We start from the raw sequence: 17,736 nt of genomic DNA on the forward strand, positions 1-17,736 counted from the left end.
GCTCCTGAAACGATAAAAACCAACCCGCTTTTAGAGTTTCCTCTTTGAACGGGTTGGCTTAATAAAGGCTCAGTTAATTACTGAGCGTCAGCTTCTTGTTTTAACAATTAACTTCTAGCCGTTAGTGTGCAGATGCCTCGCCCGCCCCTTTCGGATAGCGAATGCTTTCTACTAACTCTTGAATTTCTTCCGGCGCCTCATCGGTAAACTTAAACACGATAAAAGCAACAAGGAAGTTAACTATCATACCTAACGTACCTATGCCCTCTGGCGAAATACCAAACCACCAGTTTTCAGGTACATTTGCCGCAGGATTAACAAACTTGAAGTAAATGATATAGGCAGCAGTGAACGCAATACCTGCAATCATGCCTGCAATAGCGCCTTTATCATTCATACGTTTGCTAAAGATACCCATAATAATGGCAGGGAAGAAACTGGATGCCGCCAGACCGAACGCGAAGGCGACCACCTGCGCCACAAAGCCTGGTGGATTAATCCCAAAGTAACCTGCAATAACAATGGCTACCCCTGCGGCCAGTCGCGCATAAAAGAGCTCAGACTTATCGGTTATATTGGGCGCAAAGTTACGCTTCAATAAGTCATGAGACACCGATGTAGAGATAACAAGCAGTAAGCCTGCGGAGGTAGACAGCGCTGCAGCCACACCACCAGCGGCCACTAATGCAATGACCCATGCTGGTAAATTTGCTATCTCAGGGTTAGCTAATACCATGATGTCACGGTCAACTTTCATTTCGTTGCGCTCATCACCAGAGTAAAACATCACCCCATCACCGTTCTTATCGTTGAACTCGATAAGCCCAGTTTGCTCCCAGTTTTTAATCCACGACGGAGCTTGTTCGTAACTTGTACCAGTTAGTTCAGGCCCGTTAATGGTTTCAATCATATTGACGCGAGCAAAAGCTGCAAGAGACGGTGCCGTAGTGTAAAGAATAGCAATAAATGCTAATGCATAACCTGCCGACTTACGCGCATCATGTACTTTCGGTACAGTGAAAAAGCGAACGATAACGTGAGGCAATCCAGCCGTACCTACCATTAATGCAAAAGTAATAAAGAACACATCGATGGTACTCTTAGTCCCGGACGTATATTCATGAAACCCGAGTTCCACCGACAGACTGTCGAGTTTCTGCAGTATATGCATCCCCGACCCATCTGCGAGCGTGGCGCCGAACCCCGTTTGTGGAAGAATGTGGCCAGTTACCATGATAGAGATAAATACCGCTGGCACAATATAGGCAAAAATCATTACGCAAAACTGCGCAACTTGGGTATAGGTAATGCCTTTCATGCCACCTAGTACCGTGTAGAAAAACACGATAACCATGCCAATAACTACACCCGTCACAATATCGACTTCTAGGAAACGACTAAATACTACGCCCACACCTCGCATTTGTCCTGCCACATAGGTAAAGCAAACGAAGATGGCGCAGAAAACTGCAACGGTTCTTGCGGTTTGGGAATAGTAGCGGTCACCAATAAAATCCGGTACAGTAAATTTACCGAATTTACGTAGGTAGGGTGCTAGACACAAGGCAAGCAATACATAGCCTCCAGTCCATCCCATTAGGTAAACTGCGCCGTCGTATCCCATAAAGGAAATAAGGCCGGCCATTGAAATAAATGATGCTGCCGACATCCAGTCTGCAGCGGTAGCCATACCGTTTAGCACGGGAGGTACACCGCCACCAGCAACGTAGAAGTCGTTAGTAGAACCCGCTCTAGCCCATACAGCTATGGCGATATATAGCGCAAATGTTGCGCCTACAATAATAAATGTTAGTAGTTGAACGTCCATGGTATTACTCCTCGTTTACGCCATAACGTTTATCCATCGCCTTCATCTTTGACATATAAACAAAAATTAGAGCGACGAATACATAAATGGAACCTTGTTGCGCAAACCAGAAACCCAGTTTAAATCCAAAAAAGTGGATATTGTCTAGCACATCGACAAACAAAATGCCGGCGCCAAACGACACCGCAAACCAAACGATTAAAAGCTTGGCAAGGAGAGACAAGTTCTCCTTCCAATATGCTTTTTTGTCGTCATCATTTCTAAATGCCATTGTTCCGTCCTCATGTCAGGTTAATCAATTGTTTTATTTTTACATTTTCCTAACGCCCAGCTTTGCTAACATTATTGCCAAGCTTTTTCATTTAGACCGAACAGGCCTCAGAGCGGCAAAAGTCAAGCACTTAGGAGCACGATGTATACTCTAGACCTCACTATTCAAATTCAAAATGAGACCATGGTCGTAGGTAGACCATGGTCGAAATGATTATAATGCACACAGACTTGTTAACTTTAAGTTAAAGGGGATTCATGACGTTCGGTTGGGTTACGCTTGCGGTACTGTATCTATTTTTGCTTTTTTCTTTGGCGAGTTGGGGCGATAAGAACTCGCCTCGAGCACGCGCGTTAACCTCGCATCCAGCCATCTACTCGCTGGCACTCGCCATATATTGCACGGCGTGGACATTTTTCGGCATGGTCGGTCAGGCTAGTCGCGACACATGGATTTATCTACCTATTATGTTGGGGCCCATCTTGGTCTATGCGCTTGGCTATCGATTTATTTATAAAATGACCTTAGTGAGCAAAAAGCAACATATCACCACAATTTCCGACTTTATCGCGTCTCGTTATGGTAAGCGCCAAACCGTAGCGCTGTTAGTGACCGTTATCGCCCTGCTGGCCACCATTCCCTATATTGCTTTGCAATTAAAAGCGATTGGCTCCACTTTTCAGCTATTAACCCAACAGCCCAATAGTAATTTTATCGTGATTGCTGCCACCACCTTTATTGCCGCATTTGCGATTTATTTTGGCACTAAGCATGCCGATGTAACCGAGTATCGCCGAGGGTTAATGCTCGCTATCGCCTTTGAATCTACGATTAAATTACTGGCATTAGTCTTGGTTGCCTTTGTGGGCTACAGCGCTTGGCGACAAACCGAGACAGGCCCTTTTCTAGAATCCTTTGTGAATACAGCCGCACTCTCTCAATTTAGCTCGTTCAACTTTATCGCTCAAACGATCATGGCCGCGGCTGCCATTGTATGTCTGCCTCGCCAATTTCATGTGGCGGTCATTGATAACCTAAGCCTTTCGCACTTAAAAACGGCCCGTTGGTTGTTCCCACTTTATCTTGCGATTATTTCTGCGGTTATTCCTATTATTGCTATTGCGGGTAAAGCTATTTTTGCTGGTGCCAACGTTGAACCAGACTCCTACGTACTCTCCCTTGCCATGTTCTCCGGCTCAGCTTTACTACAGGTTATTGTATTTGTAGGCGGGTTATCGGCCGCTACTGCAATGATTATTGTGGCAACCCTAACCCTAAGTACCATGTTAACCAATGACGTTATTTTGCCTCGTTATTTAGCATTTCGAGGGAACCCTTCTGAGAAGAAAGATTTCTCGGCGCAAATACGCCTTATCCGACGCGTTGTTATTGCTTTCATTTTACTTATGGCATTTTTATATCATCAACAAATGACCAGTAGCCGCTCGCTACACTCAATTGGGCTTATTGCGTTTTCATTAGTCATCCAGTTAATGCCGGCGATCCTCGGTGGATTATATTGGAAACGTGCCCATGCCCATGGTGTTTACGCAGGCTTGTTAGTGGGAATAATACTTTGGGTACTGTGGTTGGTGTTTCCGCTCGTAGGAAAACAAACCTCGCAATTTGCCAACAACGAACTTATCAGCCAAGGCGCGATGATAAGCCTTGGCGCTAATACCGTGATGTATATTATTTTCTCTTGGTTCGCCCCGCACCGGCTCATCGACAGAATTCAAGCCGAGGCCTTTGTGTCTCCTGCTGTGGTTAAAAACAGTGTGATTAAAGGTCCTAATAGCAATGTGACGGTATCTGACCTCACTACGCTACTATCAACCTTCATGGGTACAGGTCGATGCGAACAGCTTATTGAGCAATATCAGCATCACAATAGTTGCACGCTGAACCACCAAGCTTCTCCCGATGAAGACTTTCTTGCGTTTTGTGAGCGTGCGCTAGGCGGTGTTATAGGTGCATCCAGCGCCAAAGTGTTATTAGACAGCGCACTGCGTGGCAAGAAAATGGACTTCACGGAAGTGATCAACTTTTTCGATGACACCACGCAAGCTATGCAATTTAATATGACTGCGCTTTTGACCTCGCTGGAGAACATGGATCAAGGCATTAGCGTAGTCGATAAACATTTAAATTTAGTTGCTTGGAATAAGCGATACGCAGCGCTATACACCTACCCTGAAGATTTTCTTGCTGTAGGCATACCCATAGAGAAACTTATCCGCTTCAATGCTTCACAAGGAGAATTTGGCAAACTGGACGTAGAAGCGGAAGTAGAAAAGCGCCTAGAGCACTTACGCTCTGGTACCCCGCACCGATTTAAACGGCAGCGAAAAGATGGCCGCGTAATAGAAATGGTAGGCAATCCCCTACCTGGCGGAGGCTTTGTAACCAGTTTTAATGACATCACCGATCATATTGAGATTCAACAAGCCCTTGAAGAATCAAACATCGACTTAGAAGCCAGAATTAAGCGGCGAACCGAAGAGGTGCATACTATTAACGCCGAGCTACGCCTTGAAATAGAGCGGCGCTCTGGTGCAGAAACTGAACTTATACGGGCTAGAAAGGCGGCTGAAGATGCGAATGCCAGTAAAACTCGCTTTCTGGCACTTGCCAGCCATGATGTACTTCAGCCTCTTAATGCCGCCAAGTTATATATCTCGGCACTAGAGGAACAAGAACTATCGAATGGTGTGCATGAAATCATTCAAAAGCTGCATCACTCCGTGACCTCAAGTGAAGCCCTTATCGGTACGCTTTTAGATATTTCACGCCTTGACCAAGGTGAAATGAAACCAGACATTGAGCCCGTGGATGTGCAGGCTCTTCTCAGCCCGCTTATTGACGATATAAGAATGCGGGCACGGGAAAAAGGCCTTTCACTGCGGGTATGGGTTAAACCACTTTGGGTAATGGCCGATAAGACTTACTTATATAGAATTATGCAAAACCTGCTGTCAAATGCAGTGAAATACACCCAAAGCGGCAAAGTTGTATTGGTTATAAAACCCGTAGGATCAGTCGTCTCTTTTCGTGTTTACGACACGGGTATCGGCATTTCGGAAGATAAAAAAGATAACATCTTTAGTGATTTCTATCGCATTAATCAAAGTGCAGAGCACGGTATTGGTCTAGGGCTAGGCGTTGTTCGTAGATTAAGCCAGCAGTTGGGTAGCGATATAACGGTATCCTCGTCACTTCAAAAAGGTAGCTGCTTTACCTTTACCCTGCCAAAAGCTCAACCTGGTTCTTCAATAAGTACGACAGCCAAGCCTAAAAACACAACTTTCACTGGATTGCAGGTACTTTGCGTAGATGATCAACGGGAGAACTTAGATGCCATGCAAACGCTGCTAGCTCGCTGGGGCGTTAAGGTGATGTTGGCGGGGTCTTGGGATGAAGCGCTTGCCCTGATTGAGCAAACATCACCTCAGATATTATTGATGGACTATCAATTAAGCCACGATGAAACGCAAAACGGCTTAGCCTTAATAGATAAAATTAGATACCAGCTTGATGCCATATTACCCGCTGCGCTTATCACAGCCACGCCGGATGAAGATTTAGTGGTTAAGTGTAAGGATCAAGGGGTTAACTATTTATCTAAGCCGCTAAAACCCGCAAAACTTAGGGCACTATTACAAAGCATGACTCGCCATATTCGCGAGTCACACTATACCGATAGCGACTAAATTTGGGGGGCGCTTTTCACCCGGCTCTTTTTCGTCGGTTTATCGGATTGTTCTTCCGTTTTAGTCGCTGCCGTTGTCGGGGTTACTTTACCCATGGTGCCCCACGCTGATTTAGGATTTATAAGCACAGGACGAGTTAAAATTAGGTTATTGGGGTACATGAGGGTTTCGCGCTCAGAAGTAACCAGCCGAGTACTAAATGGCCCTAAGTCGGCAATATAGCCCTCTATAAAATTATCGCCATCGAGGATACGAATAAAATTTCCTCGGCGATACGCAACGTTCGTCAACAGTATGAAATAAGCGGTAATATTGCTTATCAATGACCAACTGGCGAAAAGCGCTACCCCTGTTACCGTGATAATAGAGGTTGATAATACCAATAGGCCTGAGAAGTCTATTCCCCACGCTAGAAGCAGCAAGGCTAACGATACGGTCGCCACAATAACTCGTGCGGCAAATAATCCCTTAATTGCGCTGGTAGACTTTAATTTGGTTTTCTCAATATTGGTTTCAAGTTTGGGAAGAATTTTTCGTGAAGCCGCCAAATAAAACAGTAAAACCAACCCACTCCAAATAAGGTTTGATTGGTAGCTCGTAAGCCAAACCACTACCTCTTGCCACCACTGCACCATAGTAAAAAACTCATTATATCCTCATGTTACCCCATGCTACCGCGTAACGTTTTTGAGTTCATCCAGATATTACTGTCGCCACCACAATAATAATTCGTAAGACCATTAATAAAAGGTGCTTTATGATGCGCGCCAATTCGCTGCAGTCCGACTAAACTGGCTATGCACCCAAAAAGGTGCTAATGATTAAGCAGCACTTTTTTGAAAATTTATAACAACAGGCAATTTACAATGCGCATAGCGATTTTATCCCGGAACCCTCGTCTCTATTCAACTTCTCGCTTAGTAGAGGCTGGACGTGCTCGCGGTCACGAAGTAGATGTTATCGATACCATGCATTGCTATATGGATATCACCAGTTCTCGTCCATCGGTGCGTTACAAAGGTAAAAGACTTCCTTATTACGATGCGGTTATTCCTCGCATTGGCGCTTCTGTTACCTTTTACGGTACTTCGGTTGTACGCCAATTCGAAATGATGGGCACTTACAGTGTTAATGAGTCTGTGGCGATAAGCCGCTCTAGAGACAAGTTACGTTCTCTACAACTGTTATCACGTAAAGGCATTGGCATGCCGCGAACTGGCTTTGCTCACCACCCTGATAAGATAGAAGACGTGATAAAAACTGTGGGCGGCGCGCCAGTGGTCATTAAACTACTTGAAGGTACTCAAGGTATTGGTGTGGTATTAGCCGACACCCATAAAGCGGCTGAATCAATTATTGAAGCCTTCATGGGGTTAAATGCCAGTATCCTAGTGCAAGAGTTTATTAAAGAGGCCGGTGGCTCTGATATTCGATGCTTCGTAGTAGGCGGTAAAGTGGTTGCCGCAATGAAACGACAAGCGGCACCGGGTGAGTTTCGCTCTAACCTTCATAGAGGCGGTCAAGCCAGCTTGGTAAGACTAAGCCCAGCTGAACGCAAAACTGCCGTAGACGCTGCTAAAACGATGGGTTTGAACTGCTGTGGCGTAGATATTTTGCGTTCAAATAATGGGCCTGTAGTGATGGAAGTAAACTCTTCACCAGGCTTAGAAGGCATTGAAAAAGCCACTAATAAAGATGTGGCCGGTATGATCATTGAATTTATTGAAAAAAGTGCAGAGCCGCACAAAACCAAAACACGAGGTAAAGGCTAAGTGGCAGTGGATAATTTAGTCATTGGTGGGCAGAGTATCGCGCCAGGCGAATCAGTGAAAATTGAGCTGGAGATGCCCCCGTTATACACCGCGACAAACATGAGCATTCCCGTGTATGTTACCCGTGGTAAACGCCCTGGCCCAACGATGTTTGTTAGCGCCGCTATCCATGGTGATGAACTCAATGGTATCGAAATTGTAGGCAGACTCATTCGCTCACGGGCCATTGAACGGTTAAGAGGTACCCTAATCGCGGTGCCTATGGTGAACGTGTACGGGGTGTTAAACCAGTCTCGCTATTTGCCTGACCGCCGTGATCTAAATCGCAGTTTTCCTGGCAGTAAGAAAGGTTCGCTTGCAGGTCGACTAGCCAACTTGTTCTTAAAGGAAATTGTGCAAAAGTGCGATGTAGGCATAGACCTTCACACTGGCGCAATCCACCGTAGTAATTTGCCGCAAATTCGCGCCGACTTAGACGACCCTGAAGTACTAGAGATGGCAAAGGCGTTTGGCGTTCCCGTATTATTAAACGCTGAGCTGCGGGAAGGTTCGTTACGTGAAACCGCCAGCGAGAGTGGCGTTAAAATTTTGCTCTATGAAGCAGGGCAAGCCCTGCGATACGATGAGTTCTCTATTCGCGCAGGACTTCGCGGTATTATTAATACCATGCGTCATTTGGGTATGCTTAACAAGAGTCGCAGTAAAGGCCATAGTATTGAGCGGTTTATTGCGCGGCAAAGTGGCTGGATACGAGCGACAGAAAGCGGTTTTGTTACTCATTTAGCCCAACTAGGCGATCATGTGAATAAAGGAGATAAACTGGCGACTATTGCCGACCCATTTGGGGGGTATTTGGCCAGTATTGAAAGTCCAGCCGAGGGCGTAGTGGTAGGTAAACAAAACATACCACTGACTCAAGAAGGAGAAGCGGTATATCACATTGCCTATTTCTCACAACCCGATACAGTGGCAGAACACGTTGAGTTATTGCAAGACAACCTGCTACCAGGTGAAACGGAATATACTTGATTGAAGGCGAATACATGACAAATAAGAAAGTAGTGGGTGCGGTTGAGTTATGCGACCTTCCTGCATTTACCATCACAGATTTAAATGTTCGGGTTGATACCGGCGCAGCAACCTCCTCTTTGCATGTAGATAACATTGAAGAGTTTGATGTAGATGATGAATTGTGGATACGCTTCGATATTCACCCCGATATTCATAATGTGGATAGAGTGGTAAGAAGAGAAGTAAAAGTTGAAGGAAAAAAACGGGTAAAAAGCTCAACGGCCACAAGAGAGAAGCGTTATGTGATAGTAACGCCTATAATCATGGATAGTGTGCAATGGGATATTCAGTTAACCCTAACAGACCGCTCTGAAATGACGTATCTTATGTTGCTTGGCAGAGAAGCCATGAGTGGCCATTTTTTGGTTGATCCCGAGCATGACTTTTTACTTACAGGGAAGGATTAACCGTCGATACAATGATAGGACATACGATCAGCCGAACATTGCTCTCGTCAGCTTTCATATTGCTGAGCGGCTTATTCACTCCACTGGTTTTTGCAGGCGAGGTTACTGACTCGCCTAGTCTAGAAAAAGACGCTAAAGCAGCGTTGCCTCATAAAGTGCTGCGTCTTCCTAATGTGCATCCTGGTCGAGATCCCGTTTACGCATACGCCAAAACATTGCTGTCAAAAGTAATGGAAGTGACAGAAGATAAGTATGGCACCTTTGAGTTACAAGTCAGTAAACAGGAAATTGCGCAAGAGCGCCAATTAAGAAGCCTAGAACACGACATGTTAGATATCACATGGAGCGTGTCTTCTATCGACAGAGAAAAACAACATCGCGCAATACGCATTCCTATCATGGGCGGATTTTTTGGCAAGCGCATCATGCTTATTCGCGCCGATGATAGTCGCTTCGATGCACCGCTATCGCTTGAAAGTCTAAAATCAATGCGCGCGGTACAGGGTTATGACTGGCCTGACACTCGTATTTTTCGCCACAATGAAATTCCCGTGCTTGAAACTACTTATCAAGCCTCTTTTCGAATTGTGTCTGAAGGTTTTGCCGATATGTTTCCGCGCAGTGTAATGGAAATACAACATGAATTGGACAAGCAACCTGACAGCACATTGAAAATTGAGCCACACCTGCTGGTGTCTTATGACAGCCCTTTATTTTACTTCGTTGCATCAGATCAGGAGGCCTTGGCTAACCGAATCAATGAAGGGCTTACTGTCTTGCTGGAATCTGGAGAATTTCAGGCATTCTTAAAGGCGCAGCCTGTTTACCAAGACAGCATGACGCTGATGCGTGGACGCACTGAGATTGAAATTGAGAACCCTTTGTTAAGCGAGCAAAGTAAGGCAGCGCTTAAGCATTACCTTACTTATTATGAATCCGATTTGCTTATTGAACCGATTGAAGTGCCGCTAGAAAAGACTAATGATCACTTGTAGCGGGCGGCTCTAGCTCTAGTTGAGATGCAATTAATACCGCTTGAGTACGATTATTTATGCCAAGCTTTTTGAAAATCGCAGTAACGTGGGCTTTTACCGTAGCTTCGGCAATATCCAAATTATAACCAATTTGCTTGTTAAGTAACCCATCTCGCATAAAGCACAGTACTTTGTATTGAGACGGTGTTAGTGAAGCTACATTATCTGCAAGCTCAGAAAACTCCTCATCAATCTCATCGACACTATCGCTTAAATTAGGTGGTAGCCATACATCCCCATCTAAAATAGCTTGTACCGCATTAGCAATATCACCAGAGCTGGCAGTTTTAGGGATAAATCCCAGCGCCCCGGCACTCATGATTTTTGATATAAGTTGGGTATCTTCCGTGCCAGACACTACTGCTACAGGTACGTCAGGAAACAGTTTACGAATGTGAATTAACCCGAAAAGGTCGTTGCTGCCCGGCATATGTAAATCAAGCAGCAACAGGTCGATATCCTCGCGATTGAGAATATCGACTGTCGATGTTAAATCACCAGCTTCTGATAGCGTCAGCGCTGGTAAAGACAATGACAAAGCGCCTCTTAAGGCATCCCGATACAACGGATGATCATCGGCAATTAACAGGGTTGTCATTGCATTATCCTTTATGATTTATTTAATCGCTCCTCAATGAGTGTATCAACAACTGACGGATCCGCCAATGTAGATATATCACCAAGTTGCTCATGTTCGTTCGCAGCAATTTTACGCAAAATACGACGCATAATTTTACCTGAACGGGTTTTAGGTAAGCCAGCCGACCACTGTATTTTATCAGGTGTCGCAATGGGGCTAAGCTCTTGTCTCACCCAGTTTTTAAGCTCTGTGGTTAGCGCATCATCAACGGCAACACCGTCAATTGGAGTAACGTAGACGTAAATGCCCTGCCCTTTAATATCATGAGGGAAGCCCACTACAGCCGCTTCAGCTACTTTTGGATGCGCCACTAGTGCGCTCTCAATTTCAGCAGTACCTAAACGGTGACCGGATACATTTAACACATCATCGACGCGCCCTGTAATCCAGTAATAACCATCTTCATCACGTCTTGCGCCATCACCGGTAAAGTATACACCTTTGTAAGCACTAAAGTAGGTACTGATAAAGCGCTGATGGTCGCCATATACAGTTCTAGCTTGGCTTGGCCAGCTATCCTTAATCACAAGGTTACCTTCGGCTGCGCCTTCAAGTTCGTTGCCTTCAGCATCGAAAAGCGCAGGCTGAATACCAAAGAATGGCCGCGTGGCAGAACCAGGCTTAAGTGCTGTGGCACCAGGTAATGGCGTTATCATATGGCCACCAGTTTCAGTCTGCCACCATGTATCCATGATAGGACAACGGCTTTGGCCAATTACACGGTAATACCATTCCCACGCTTCAGGGTTAATTGGTTCACCAACTGTACCGAGTAAACGTAACGATGATAGATCGCAGCCTTCTGCTGGCTTGTCACCGTGAGCCATTAATGCACGAATAGCCGTTGGTGCCGTATAGAGGCTATTCACTTTGTATTTTTCTACTACTTGCGCGATACGACGCACATCAGGATAAGTAGGAACCCCTTCAAAAAACACCTGAGAAGCGCCGTTGATCATAGGGCCATACACCATGTAGCTGTGTCCTGTGATCCAACCGACATCCGCAGTACACCAGTAAACATCATTTTCTTGATAATCAAAGGCATATTTGAACGTCATGGCAGTATAAAGCAAATAGCCACCGGTAGTATGCACTACGCCTTTAGGCGTGCCAGTTGAACCCGATGTATACAGGATAAACAGTGGGTCTTCCGCGTTCATCACTTCAGGCTCACACGTTGTGGCGCACTCAGCCACCAGCTCATCCCACCATACATCGTGACTTTCGTTCCACGCTACATCTTCACCTGTTACTTTCTTAACGATGACATGAGTAATGGATGGGCAAGCACCTTTTGACAAGGCCTTATCTACATTGGCTTTTAGAGGTACAGAGCGACCCGCTCGGCGGCCTTCATCTGCCGTAATAACCACTTTGGCATCGCTATCATTAATACGATCAGCAATCGCGTTCGGCGAGAACCCCCCAAAAATAACAGAGTGAATAGCACCAATTCGGGCGCACGCCAACATAGCGTAAGCAGCGTCGGGCACCATTGGCATATAAATAGCGACTCTGTCGCCTTTAGTCACACCTAGAGATTTAAGAGCGTTAGCTAATTTACAAACTTCATCGTGCACTTCTTGAAAAGTAATATCTTGGCTGTCTTCAGGGGAGTCACCTTCCCAGTGAATAGCCACTTTATCAGCGCTGTCTGCTAGGTGACGGTCGATACAGTTGTAACTGGCATTTAATTCACCGTCTTCAAACCATTTTATAGACACATCATTGTCACCAAAATGGGTATTTTTCACTTTGGTCGGCTTTTTAAACCATTCAAGTAAGTTTGCATGTTCAGCCCAAAATGCTTCAGGGTGTGCTACAGAACTAGCATACATCTCAGCGTACTGAGCATCCGTTAAATGGGTGTTACTTTTAATCGCGTCAGGAACAGAAAAAATCTTACTGGCAGTCATAAAAAATTGCCTCCAATATCAATAATGTGAAATGCTTTCATATACTAAACACTGTAATGATTAGACTATAAAGTAAAAATGCGACTTTGGTCTTACGGTTTATGGACTTTAGTCCTAGGAATTCGACTACTCACCAATTACGACTATAGTCGTATGCGACCATTAGCTTATTTCAATTTGCACCAAGGTCGGCAAATCTATAGAAGTTAACTTTGAATTTACATTTATTTAACCACACTTTAGGGCAAATATAATGAAAGCCATAATAAAAAACTCAGTGCTAGCCGTATCGTTAGCACTTGCAGCGTCTAACGCAACACTCGTTAGCGCCGCTGACTTGGGCGATACCAGCGTTAAATTCACCGGCTACATAAAAGCCGACGCGATGGTGAGCAACTACTCTGAAGGCACGCTAGGTTCCGGTAGTATTGGTCGAGATTTTTACATTCCCTCGCTTACGCCGGTTTCAGGCGGCGATGAAGGCACCCAATTTGATGCACATATTCGTCAATCTCGTTTTAGATTTAGCACCAACACGCCAACAGCGGAAGGTGACGAAATCAAAGGAGTATTAGAATTAGATTTTATCGTCACTAGCGGTGGTGATGAACGCATTAGTAACTCTTACACGCCCCGTGTTCGCCACGCCTATATTCAGTATAAAGAATGGTTAGTGGGTCAAACATGGACCACATTTATGGATGTAGGTTCCCTACCAGAATCTCTTGATTTCATTGGTACGACAGACGGCATTACATTCGGTAGACAAGTCATGGTGCGATACACCAACGGCGGTTTACAATTGGCGTTAGAGAATCCTGAAACTACGGTAACACCCAACGGTGGTGGTAGCCGAATTGTGGCTGACGATAACGCCGTTCCTGATTTCGTCGCCGCCTACACCGCTAAACAAGACTGGGGCTACGTGAAAATAGCAGGTCTGGTACGTCAACTTTCATATGATGATGGCAGTGGAATTGACGCCGATGAAACCAGTTATGGTGTCGCCTTGTCAGGAAAATACAAGTTGTCGAGCGGCGATGATATTCGCTTTATGGTGAATACAGGCCAAGGGATGGGTAGATATTCCGCATTGAATGCCGCAAATGGCGCAGTCATCACCGCCGATGGCGATTTGGAGGCTATCGATTCAACGGGTTACGCTATTGCCTATCGTCACCTTTGGAACGACAGAATGCGAAGCAGCTTCATGTTTTCAGCGTTAGATATTGATAACGACACTACTCTTACCGGCCTTAGTGTGACAGAAAGCAGCTACAGCGCGCGTGCTAACTTACTGTATTCGCCTACCAAAGCCCTTACCTTTGGTGCAGAGTACGCGTTTGCACATCGCGAAATTGAAGAAGGTTTGGAAGGTGATATGAACCGTTTACAAGTTTCTGCAAAATACGCGTTTTAATTCGTAGAGAACACTTCGTGTTAAAAGAAAACCGCGCTAAGCAATAGCGCGGTTTTTTTATAGGTTTAGTTTCGCTTTAGAACGCGACTAGCACGCAATATCAGATAGAAACAGAGGTCAATAAAATCAAACTGACATAAAAATGATACCTAGCGGCATGCAGAAAAATAGCCCACCAATATACGCTACCCCGTAAAATTTCTTCTCGGCGACAATAACCGACAGTTTATAAGACAAATCTAACGGAATATTGCGCAACATTGGCGTACCGTAAATTAACACTACGCTAAAAACGTTATATAACAGATGCACAAGGGCAATTTGTAATGCAAACGCGGCATTCACACCCACCACACCAAGCGCTGCAATTAACGCGGTAATACAGGTGCCAATATTAGCGCCAAGGGTAAAGGGATAAATATCTTTTGCCTTTAGAATACCGCTGCCCACTAACGGTACAACTAAAGAGGTGGTAGTAGAAGAAGATTGCACCAGCACTGTCATTAGTGCACCAGAAGAAATACCCGATATAGGCCCTTTACCGATGCTTTTATGCAGAATATCTTTTGCTTTACCTACCATAAGGGATTTCATGATTTTCCCCATGTAGGTAATTGAGGTAACAATAAGCCCAATACCGAGAATGATCTTAACGATACCGGGGTACACTGAAGGCAAACCGCTAACCATGCCTGTTACCACGTTAAGTGCTGGCTGGGTAAGTGCTTTGATAGGATTAAACCCGTCAACGCCCATTGTGCCACCCGTATTGAGCATAGACACTACAAAGGCGCTAGAGTGCTCTAAAATGCCGAAGGCCATTTCTAGAGGCAAGAATATAATCACCGACATCACATTGAAGAAATCGTGAATAGTCGCGGCGTTAAATGCTCGTTGGAATTCATCTTTTTTAGCGACATGCCCAAGGCTAACAAGGGTGTTGGTGATGCTGGTGCCAATATTAGCCCCCATCATCATAGGCACGGCGATGGTGATAGGTAATCCACCTGCCACCATACCAACAATAATAGAGGTTACCGTACTTGAAGATTGAATGAGCGCGGTAGCTACCATGCCGATAATCAGCCCCATGATGGGATTACTAGCAAAAGTGAATAGCGTTTTTGCGTGATCGCCGGCAGCAAGTTTAAAGCCGCTTCCTATCATGCTAACGGCCAACAGCATTAAATACACTAGTGCAATAAGCAATAGCCAACGGCGCCAGTTGCCATGCTGGGTTTCGGTTTCACAAACAAGGGGCGAATCTGATAGGGACATAAAAGGTGACAGTCAATAAATAACAGTGAATTTATACTATGACGAAGTTGTGACAGATAAATGACCAACGTCGACAGTATAAAATCACCGCAATTTATAACCTTACTGCAATTCTAGGCTAAGACAGGCTGTGTTTAGGGCTGGCACCAAGTCGTTGTGACTTGGCCCGTAATATTAGAAACTTACGCTCTAACGTTTGCACCTTTTGTTACCAGTATCTAATAACCTAACGGATGGCGGCGAACCACCTCGCCTATTTGTTTCAATGTGCTTTCATCTAGGTTAAGTGAAAATGCAGACAAGTTTTCAGCTAACTGTTCGGTGGTCGTCGCGCCAATAATGGTAGAAGTCACACCTGGCACTTGTTTACACCACGCTAAAGCCAATTGCGACGGGGTAATCTTTGCTCGCTTGGCAATTTCAACATAACGAGCGGTGGCTTCACGGGCGGGCTCTTTATCTCTGAATAATCCTTGGCGCTGAACCAGTGTCCACCTGGAACCTTTGGGTCTATCACCATTCATGTACTTACCACTTAGCATACCTGTAGCCAATGGCGACCAAGGTAAATAGGCAATATCTTCAAGTACACAGGTTTCAATCAAATACGGCCAATCTTTCAAATGCAGCAAACTAAATTCGTTTTGAATTGAAACTGGAAAAGGAATATTCATTTCTTTGCATAGCGTTAAAAACGTATGAATGCCCCAAGGTGTATCATCAGATAATCCCCAATGACGAATTTTCCCAGCATCGAGTGCTTTTTTAATGCCGGATAAAATATCTCGCATACCCTCAATTTCTTGCTGCTTATTGATCTTTGTAGGGTTAGCACGGTCAGGCCAATGCTTTCCAAAATGCGGGGTAACGCGATTAGGCCAGTGTAATTGATAGACATCTACATAATCGGTATTTAACCGGCTTAACGAATTATCCAGCGCCACCTCAACCGCATGAGATGTAATGGGGCCACCGTCACGGATGTAACTTAAGCCACTGCCGGCAACCTTTGTCATAATTATTAGAGAATCACGGGCGGCTGGATTTCTTGCTAACCAGTTACCCAAGATGCGCTCGGTATCGCCGTAGGTTTTATCGTTCGGTGGAACAGGGTACATTTCGGCGGTATCGATGAAGTTCACACCATGATCAATTGCCATTGCTAATTGCTCATCGGCGTCTTGCTGCGTGTTTTGAATGCCCCATGTCATGGTGCCAAGGCAAATATCCGATACCGATAAGTCGCTACCGCCTAATTTGTTAAATTGCATATTTACGTTCACCTACCTTCAACTTGTCTCTGATTTTCTCTGCTTTTGTGCTAATTCTGCTTCCACAACAGCGAGTCGTTCTTCAATTGCTTGACGAGACTCTACCATTTCATTGGCAAGTTCAGCCAACGATTTGAACTCAGCAAAACCGAGTTTCCTCGGATCCATCCGCTGATATTGGCGCTTACACCGATAGAAGAACATAACGAAATTAGAGAAAGCCCGATGAAATGTTGCAAAGCTCTTCACTAGAATTAAAATTAAAAGCACTGAGGTGAGCACCGCAATACTAATACTGTATATTTTTACTTTTTGCTCTTGGTTTTCAATAATAGGCTGTAAAGCGTTGTCAATTAATGTGAGCTGTTGCTCCACACTGTGAGCTTGTCGCCGAAAGCGCCCTACCAAACCCTCATTATGAGTAAGACCTAGTGTTTGATGGGCTATAGCAAGCGCCCCCACGGCTTCTTTATACACGCTAAGTAGTTCGTCTACCTGTTCTGATTTACCCGCGTTCCGCGCTTGTGCCAGTAGCTCTATACTTTGAACCGCAAGGGTGGCGAAATAGTTATTATGGGTTAGTTGAAAATCGCGAATGGCTAATCTTGCGCCGTCAAGTTGAATGAGCGCATTAGACCCAACATCAAAATACGACTGACTGAGCAATTCCCCCTCAGTATCAATCATTTGCCCTAGCAAGCCAGATGTTGGGGTAAGCCCTATCTTGGTTTGTAGCGCAACGACTTGCTGGAAAAGTTGTTGGTATTCATCCAAGCCTTCGGCTAAATTCCCTAACTGCGACATGGGCATATCATAATCGCTAATTAAAGGCGTAAGCTGATTAAGCCGAGTGCTAAAACTCTCAGAACGCTCGATAAATAACTGAAAGTACTCCTGCTGATGGCGCATCAAAAAGTCTTTCTCGTGGCGCCGCATTTGCAATAAATCTTGCCCCATACGAAGCAATAGGTCTCGCTGCTGGTTTAATTCAATAAGCCGCTGCGTAAAATAATGCTGACTGACTACCAGCATGCCCATTCCAACAACACAAATCAGTGTCATGAGAACAAGCCTAGATTTTATAGAGTCAAACTTCATTCTTGGTATTTCTCCTA

14 protein-coding genes are annotated in these 17,736 nt (G+C 45.0%); 6 read left to right on the top strand and 8 right to left on the bottom strand.

All coding sequences use genetic code 11. The annotated features are described in order from the left end of the window. Nucleotides 1-121: 121 nt before the first annotated feature. Nucleotides 122-1,828: a sodium:solute symporter family protein gene (locus tag ALT761_RS17415; protein ID WP_129740147.1), complete on the bottom strand. Its 1,707-nt coding sequence runs from the start codon at nucleotides 1,826-1,828 to the stop codon at nucleotides 122-124. A gap of 4 nt (nucleotides 1,829-1,832) precedes the next feature. Beyond that, nucleotides 1,833-2,099, bottom strand: a complete 267-nt coding sequence (locus ALT761_RS17420; protein WP_013782567.1) for a DUF4212 domain-containing protein — start codon at nucleotides 2,097-2,099, stop codon at nucleotides 1,833-1,835. A gap of 257 nt (nucleotides 2,100-2,356) precedes the next feature. Here ALT761_RS17420 and ALT761_RS17425 point away from each other — a divergent pair, with 257 nt between their 5' ends. Next, the gene (locus ALT761_RS17425) at nucleotides 2,357-5,809 is read left to right on the top strand and encodes a PAS domain-containing hybrid sensor histidine kinase/response regulator (RefSeq protein ID WP_129740148.1); all 3,453 of its coding nucleotides are present in this window, start codon (nucleotides 2,357-2,359) and stop codon (nucleotides 5,807-5,809) included. Here ALT761_RS17425 and ALT761_RS17430 read toward each other — a convergent pair. After that, a complete protein-coding gene (locus tag ALT761_RS17430; RefSeq protein WP_013782565.1) occupies nucleotides 5,806-6,444 on the bottom strand; it encodes a mechanosensitive ion channel domain-containing protein in 639 nt (212 codons plus the stop codon). The two genes, ALT761_RS17425 and ALT761_RS17430, sit on opposite strands and share 4 nt — an antisense overlap. 231 nt (nucleotides 6,445-6,675) lie before the next feature. Between ALT761_RS17430 and rimK the strand changes: the two genes are divergently transcribed. Genes rimK through ALT761_RS17450 form a run of 4 tightly spaced genes read left to right on the top strand, consistent with a single transcriptional unit; the run spans nucleotide 6,676 to nucleotide 10,054 of the window. After that, complete coding sequence (gene rimK, locus ALT761_RS17435; RefSeq protein ID WP_126872872.1) at nucleotides 6,676-7,581, top strand: 30S ribosomal protein S6--L-glutamate ligase; 906 nt, start codon at nucleotides 6,676-6,678, stop codon at nucleotides 7,579-7,581. Nucleotides 7,582-7,587: 6 nt separating this feature from the next. Then, entirely contained in the window at nucleotides 7,588-8,610 is a 1,023-nt protein-coding gene (locus ALT761_RS17440; RefSeq protein WP_129740149.1) for a succinylglutamate desuccinylase/aspartoacylase family protein, read from the top strand. A 14-nt stretch (nucleotides 8,611-8,624) separates the two neighbouring features. After that, nucleotides 8,625-9,059, top strand: coding sequence for an ATP-dependent zinc protease family protein (locus ALT761_RS17445; RefSeq protein ID WP_129740150.1), 435 nt, complete (start codon nucleotides 8,625-8,627; stop codon nucleotides 9,057-9,059). 11 nt (nucleotides 9,060-9,070) lie between these two features. After that, complete coding sequence (locus ALT761_RS17450; protein WP_129740151.1) at nucleotides 9,071-10,054, top strand: amino acid ABC transporter substrate-binding protein; 984 nt, start codon at nucleotides 9,071-9,073, stop codon at nucleotides 10,052-10,054. Here the strand turns inward: ALT761_RS17450 and ALT761_RS17455 are convergent. Then, nucleotides 10,038-10,691, bottom strand: a complete 654-nt coding sequence (locus ALT761_RS17455) for a response regulator transcription factor (protein WP_013782560.1) — start codon at nucleotides 10,689-10,691, stop codon at nucleotides 10,038-10,040. The genes ALT761_RS17450 and ALT761_RS17455 overlap by 17 nt on opposite strands. An 11-nt stretch (nucleotides 10,692-10,702) precedes the next feature. Continuing rightward, entirely contained in the window at nucleotides 10,703-12,652 is a 1,950-nt protein-coding gene (acs, locus tag ALT761_RS17460) for an acetate--CoA ligase (RefSeq protein WP_129740152.1), read from the bottom strand. Nucleotides 12,653-12,905: 253 nt separating this feature from the next. On the opposite strand from acs, the gene ALT761_RS17465 reads away from it, so the two are divergent. Continuing rightward, nucleotides 12,906-14,072, top strand: a complete 1,167-nt coding sequence (locus ALT761_RS17465) for a DcaP family trimeric outer membrane transporter (protein ID WP_129740153.1) — start codon at nucleotides 12,906-12,908, stop codon at nucleotides 14,070-14,072. A 126-nt stretch (nucleotides 14,073-14,198) separates the two neighbouring features. Here ALT761_RS17465 and ALT761_RS17470 read toward each other — a convergent pair whose 3' ends face one another. The 3 genes from ALT761_RS17470 to ALT761_RS17480 all read right to left on the bottom strand — a co-directional run bounded on the left by ALT761_RS17470 (nucleotide 14,199) and on the right by ALT761_RS17480 (nucleotide 17,719). Continuing rightward, nucleotides 14,199-15,350, bottom strand: coding sequence for a Na/Pi symporter (locus tag ALT761_RS17470; protein WP_129740154.1), 1,152 nt, complete (start codon nucleotides 15,348-15,350; stop codon nucleotides 14,199-14,201). 218 nt (nucleotides 15,351-15,568) lie between these two features. Further along, the gene (locus ALT761_RS17475; RefSeq protein WP_129740155.1) at nucleotides 15,569-16,621 is read right to left on the bottom strand and encodes an aldo/keto reductase; all 1,053 of its coding nucleotides are present in this window, start codon (nucleotides 16,619-16,621) and stop codon (nucleotides 15,569-15,571) included. Between the two features lie 18 nt (nucleotides 16,622-16,639). Then, on the bottom strand, nucleotides 16,640-17,719 hold the full coding sequence (locus ALT761_RS17480; RefSeq protein WP_129740156.1) for a chemotaxis protein: 1,080 nt from the start codon (nucleotides 17,717-17,719) through the stop codon (nucleotides 16,640-16,642). Nucleotides 17,720-17,736: the final 17 nt, after the last annotated feature.

Origin of the sequence: Alteromonas sp. 76-1 (assembly GCF_900654235.1) — a bacterium.
Taxonomy (GTDB): domain Bacteria; phylum Pseudomonadota; class Gammaproteobacteria; order Enterobacterales; family Alteromonadaceae; genus Alteromonas; species Alteromonas naphthalenivorans.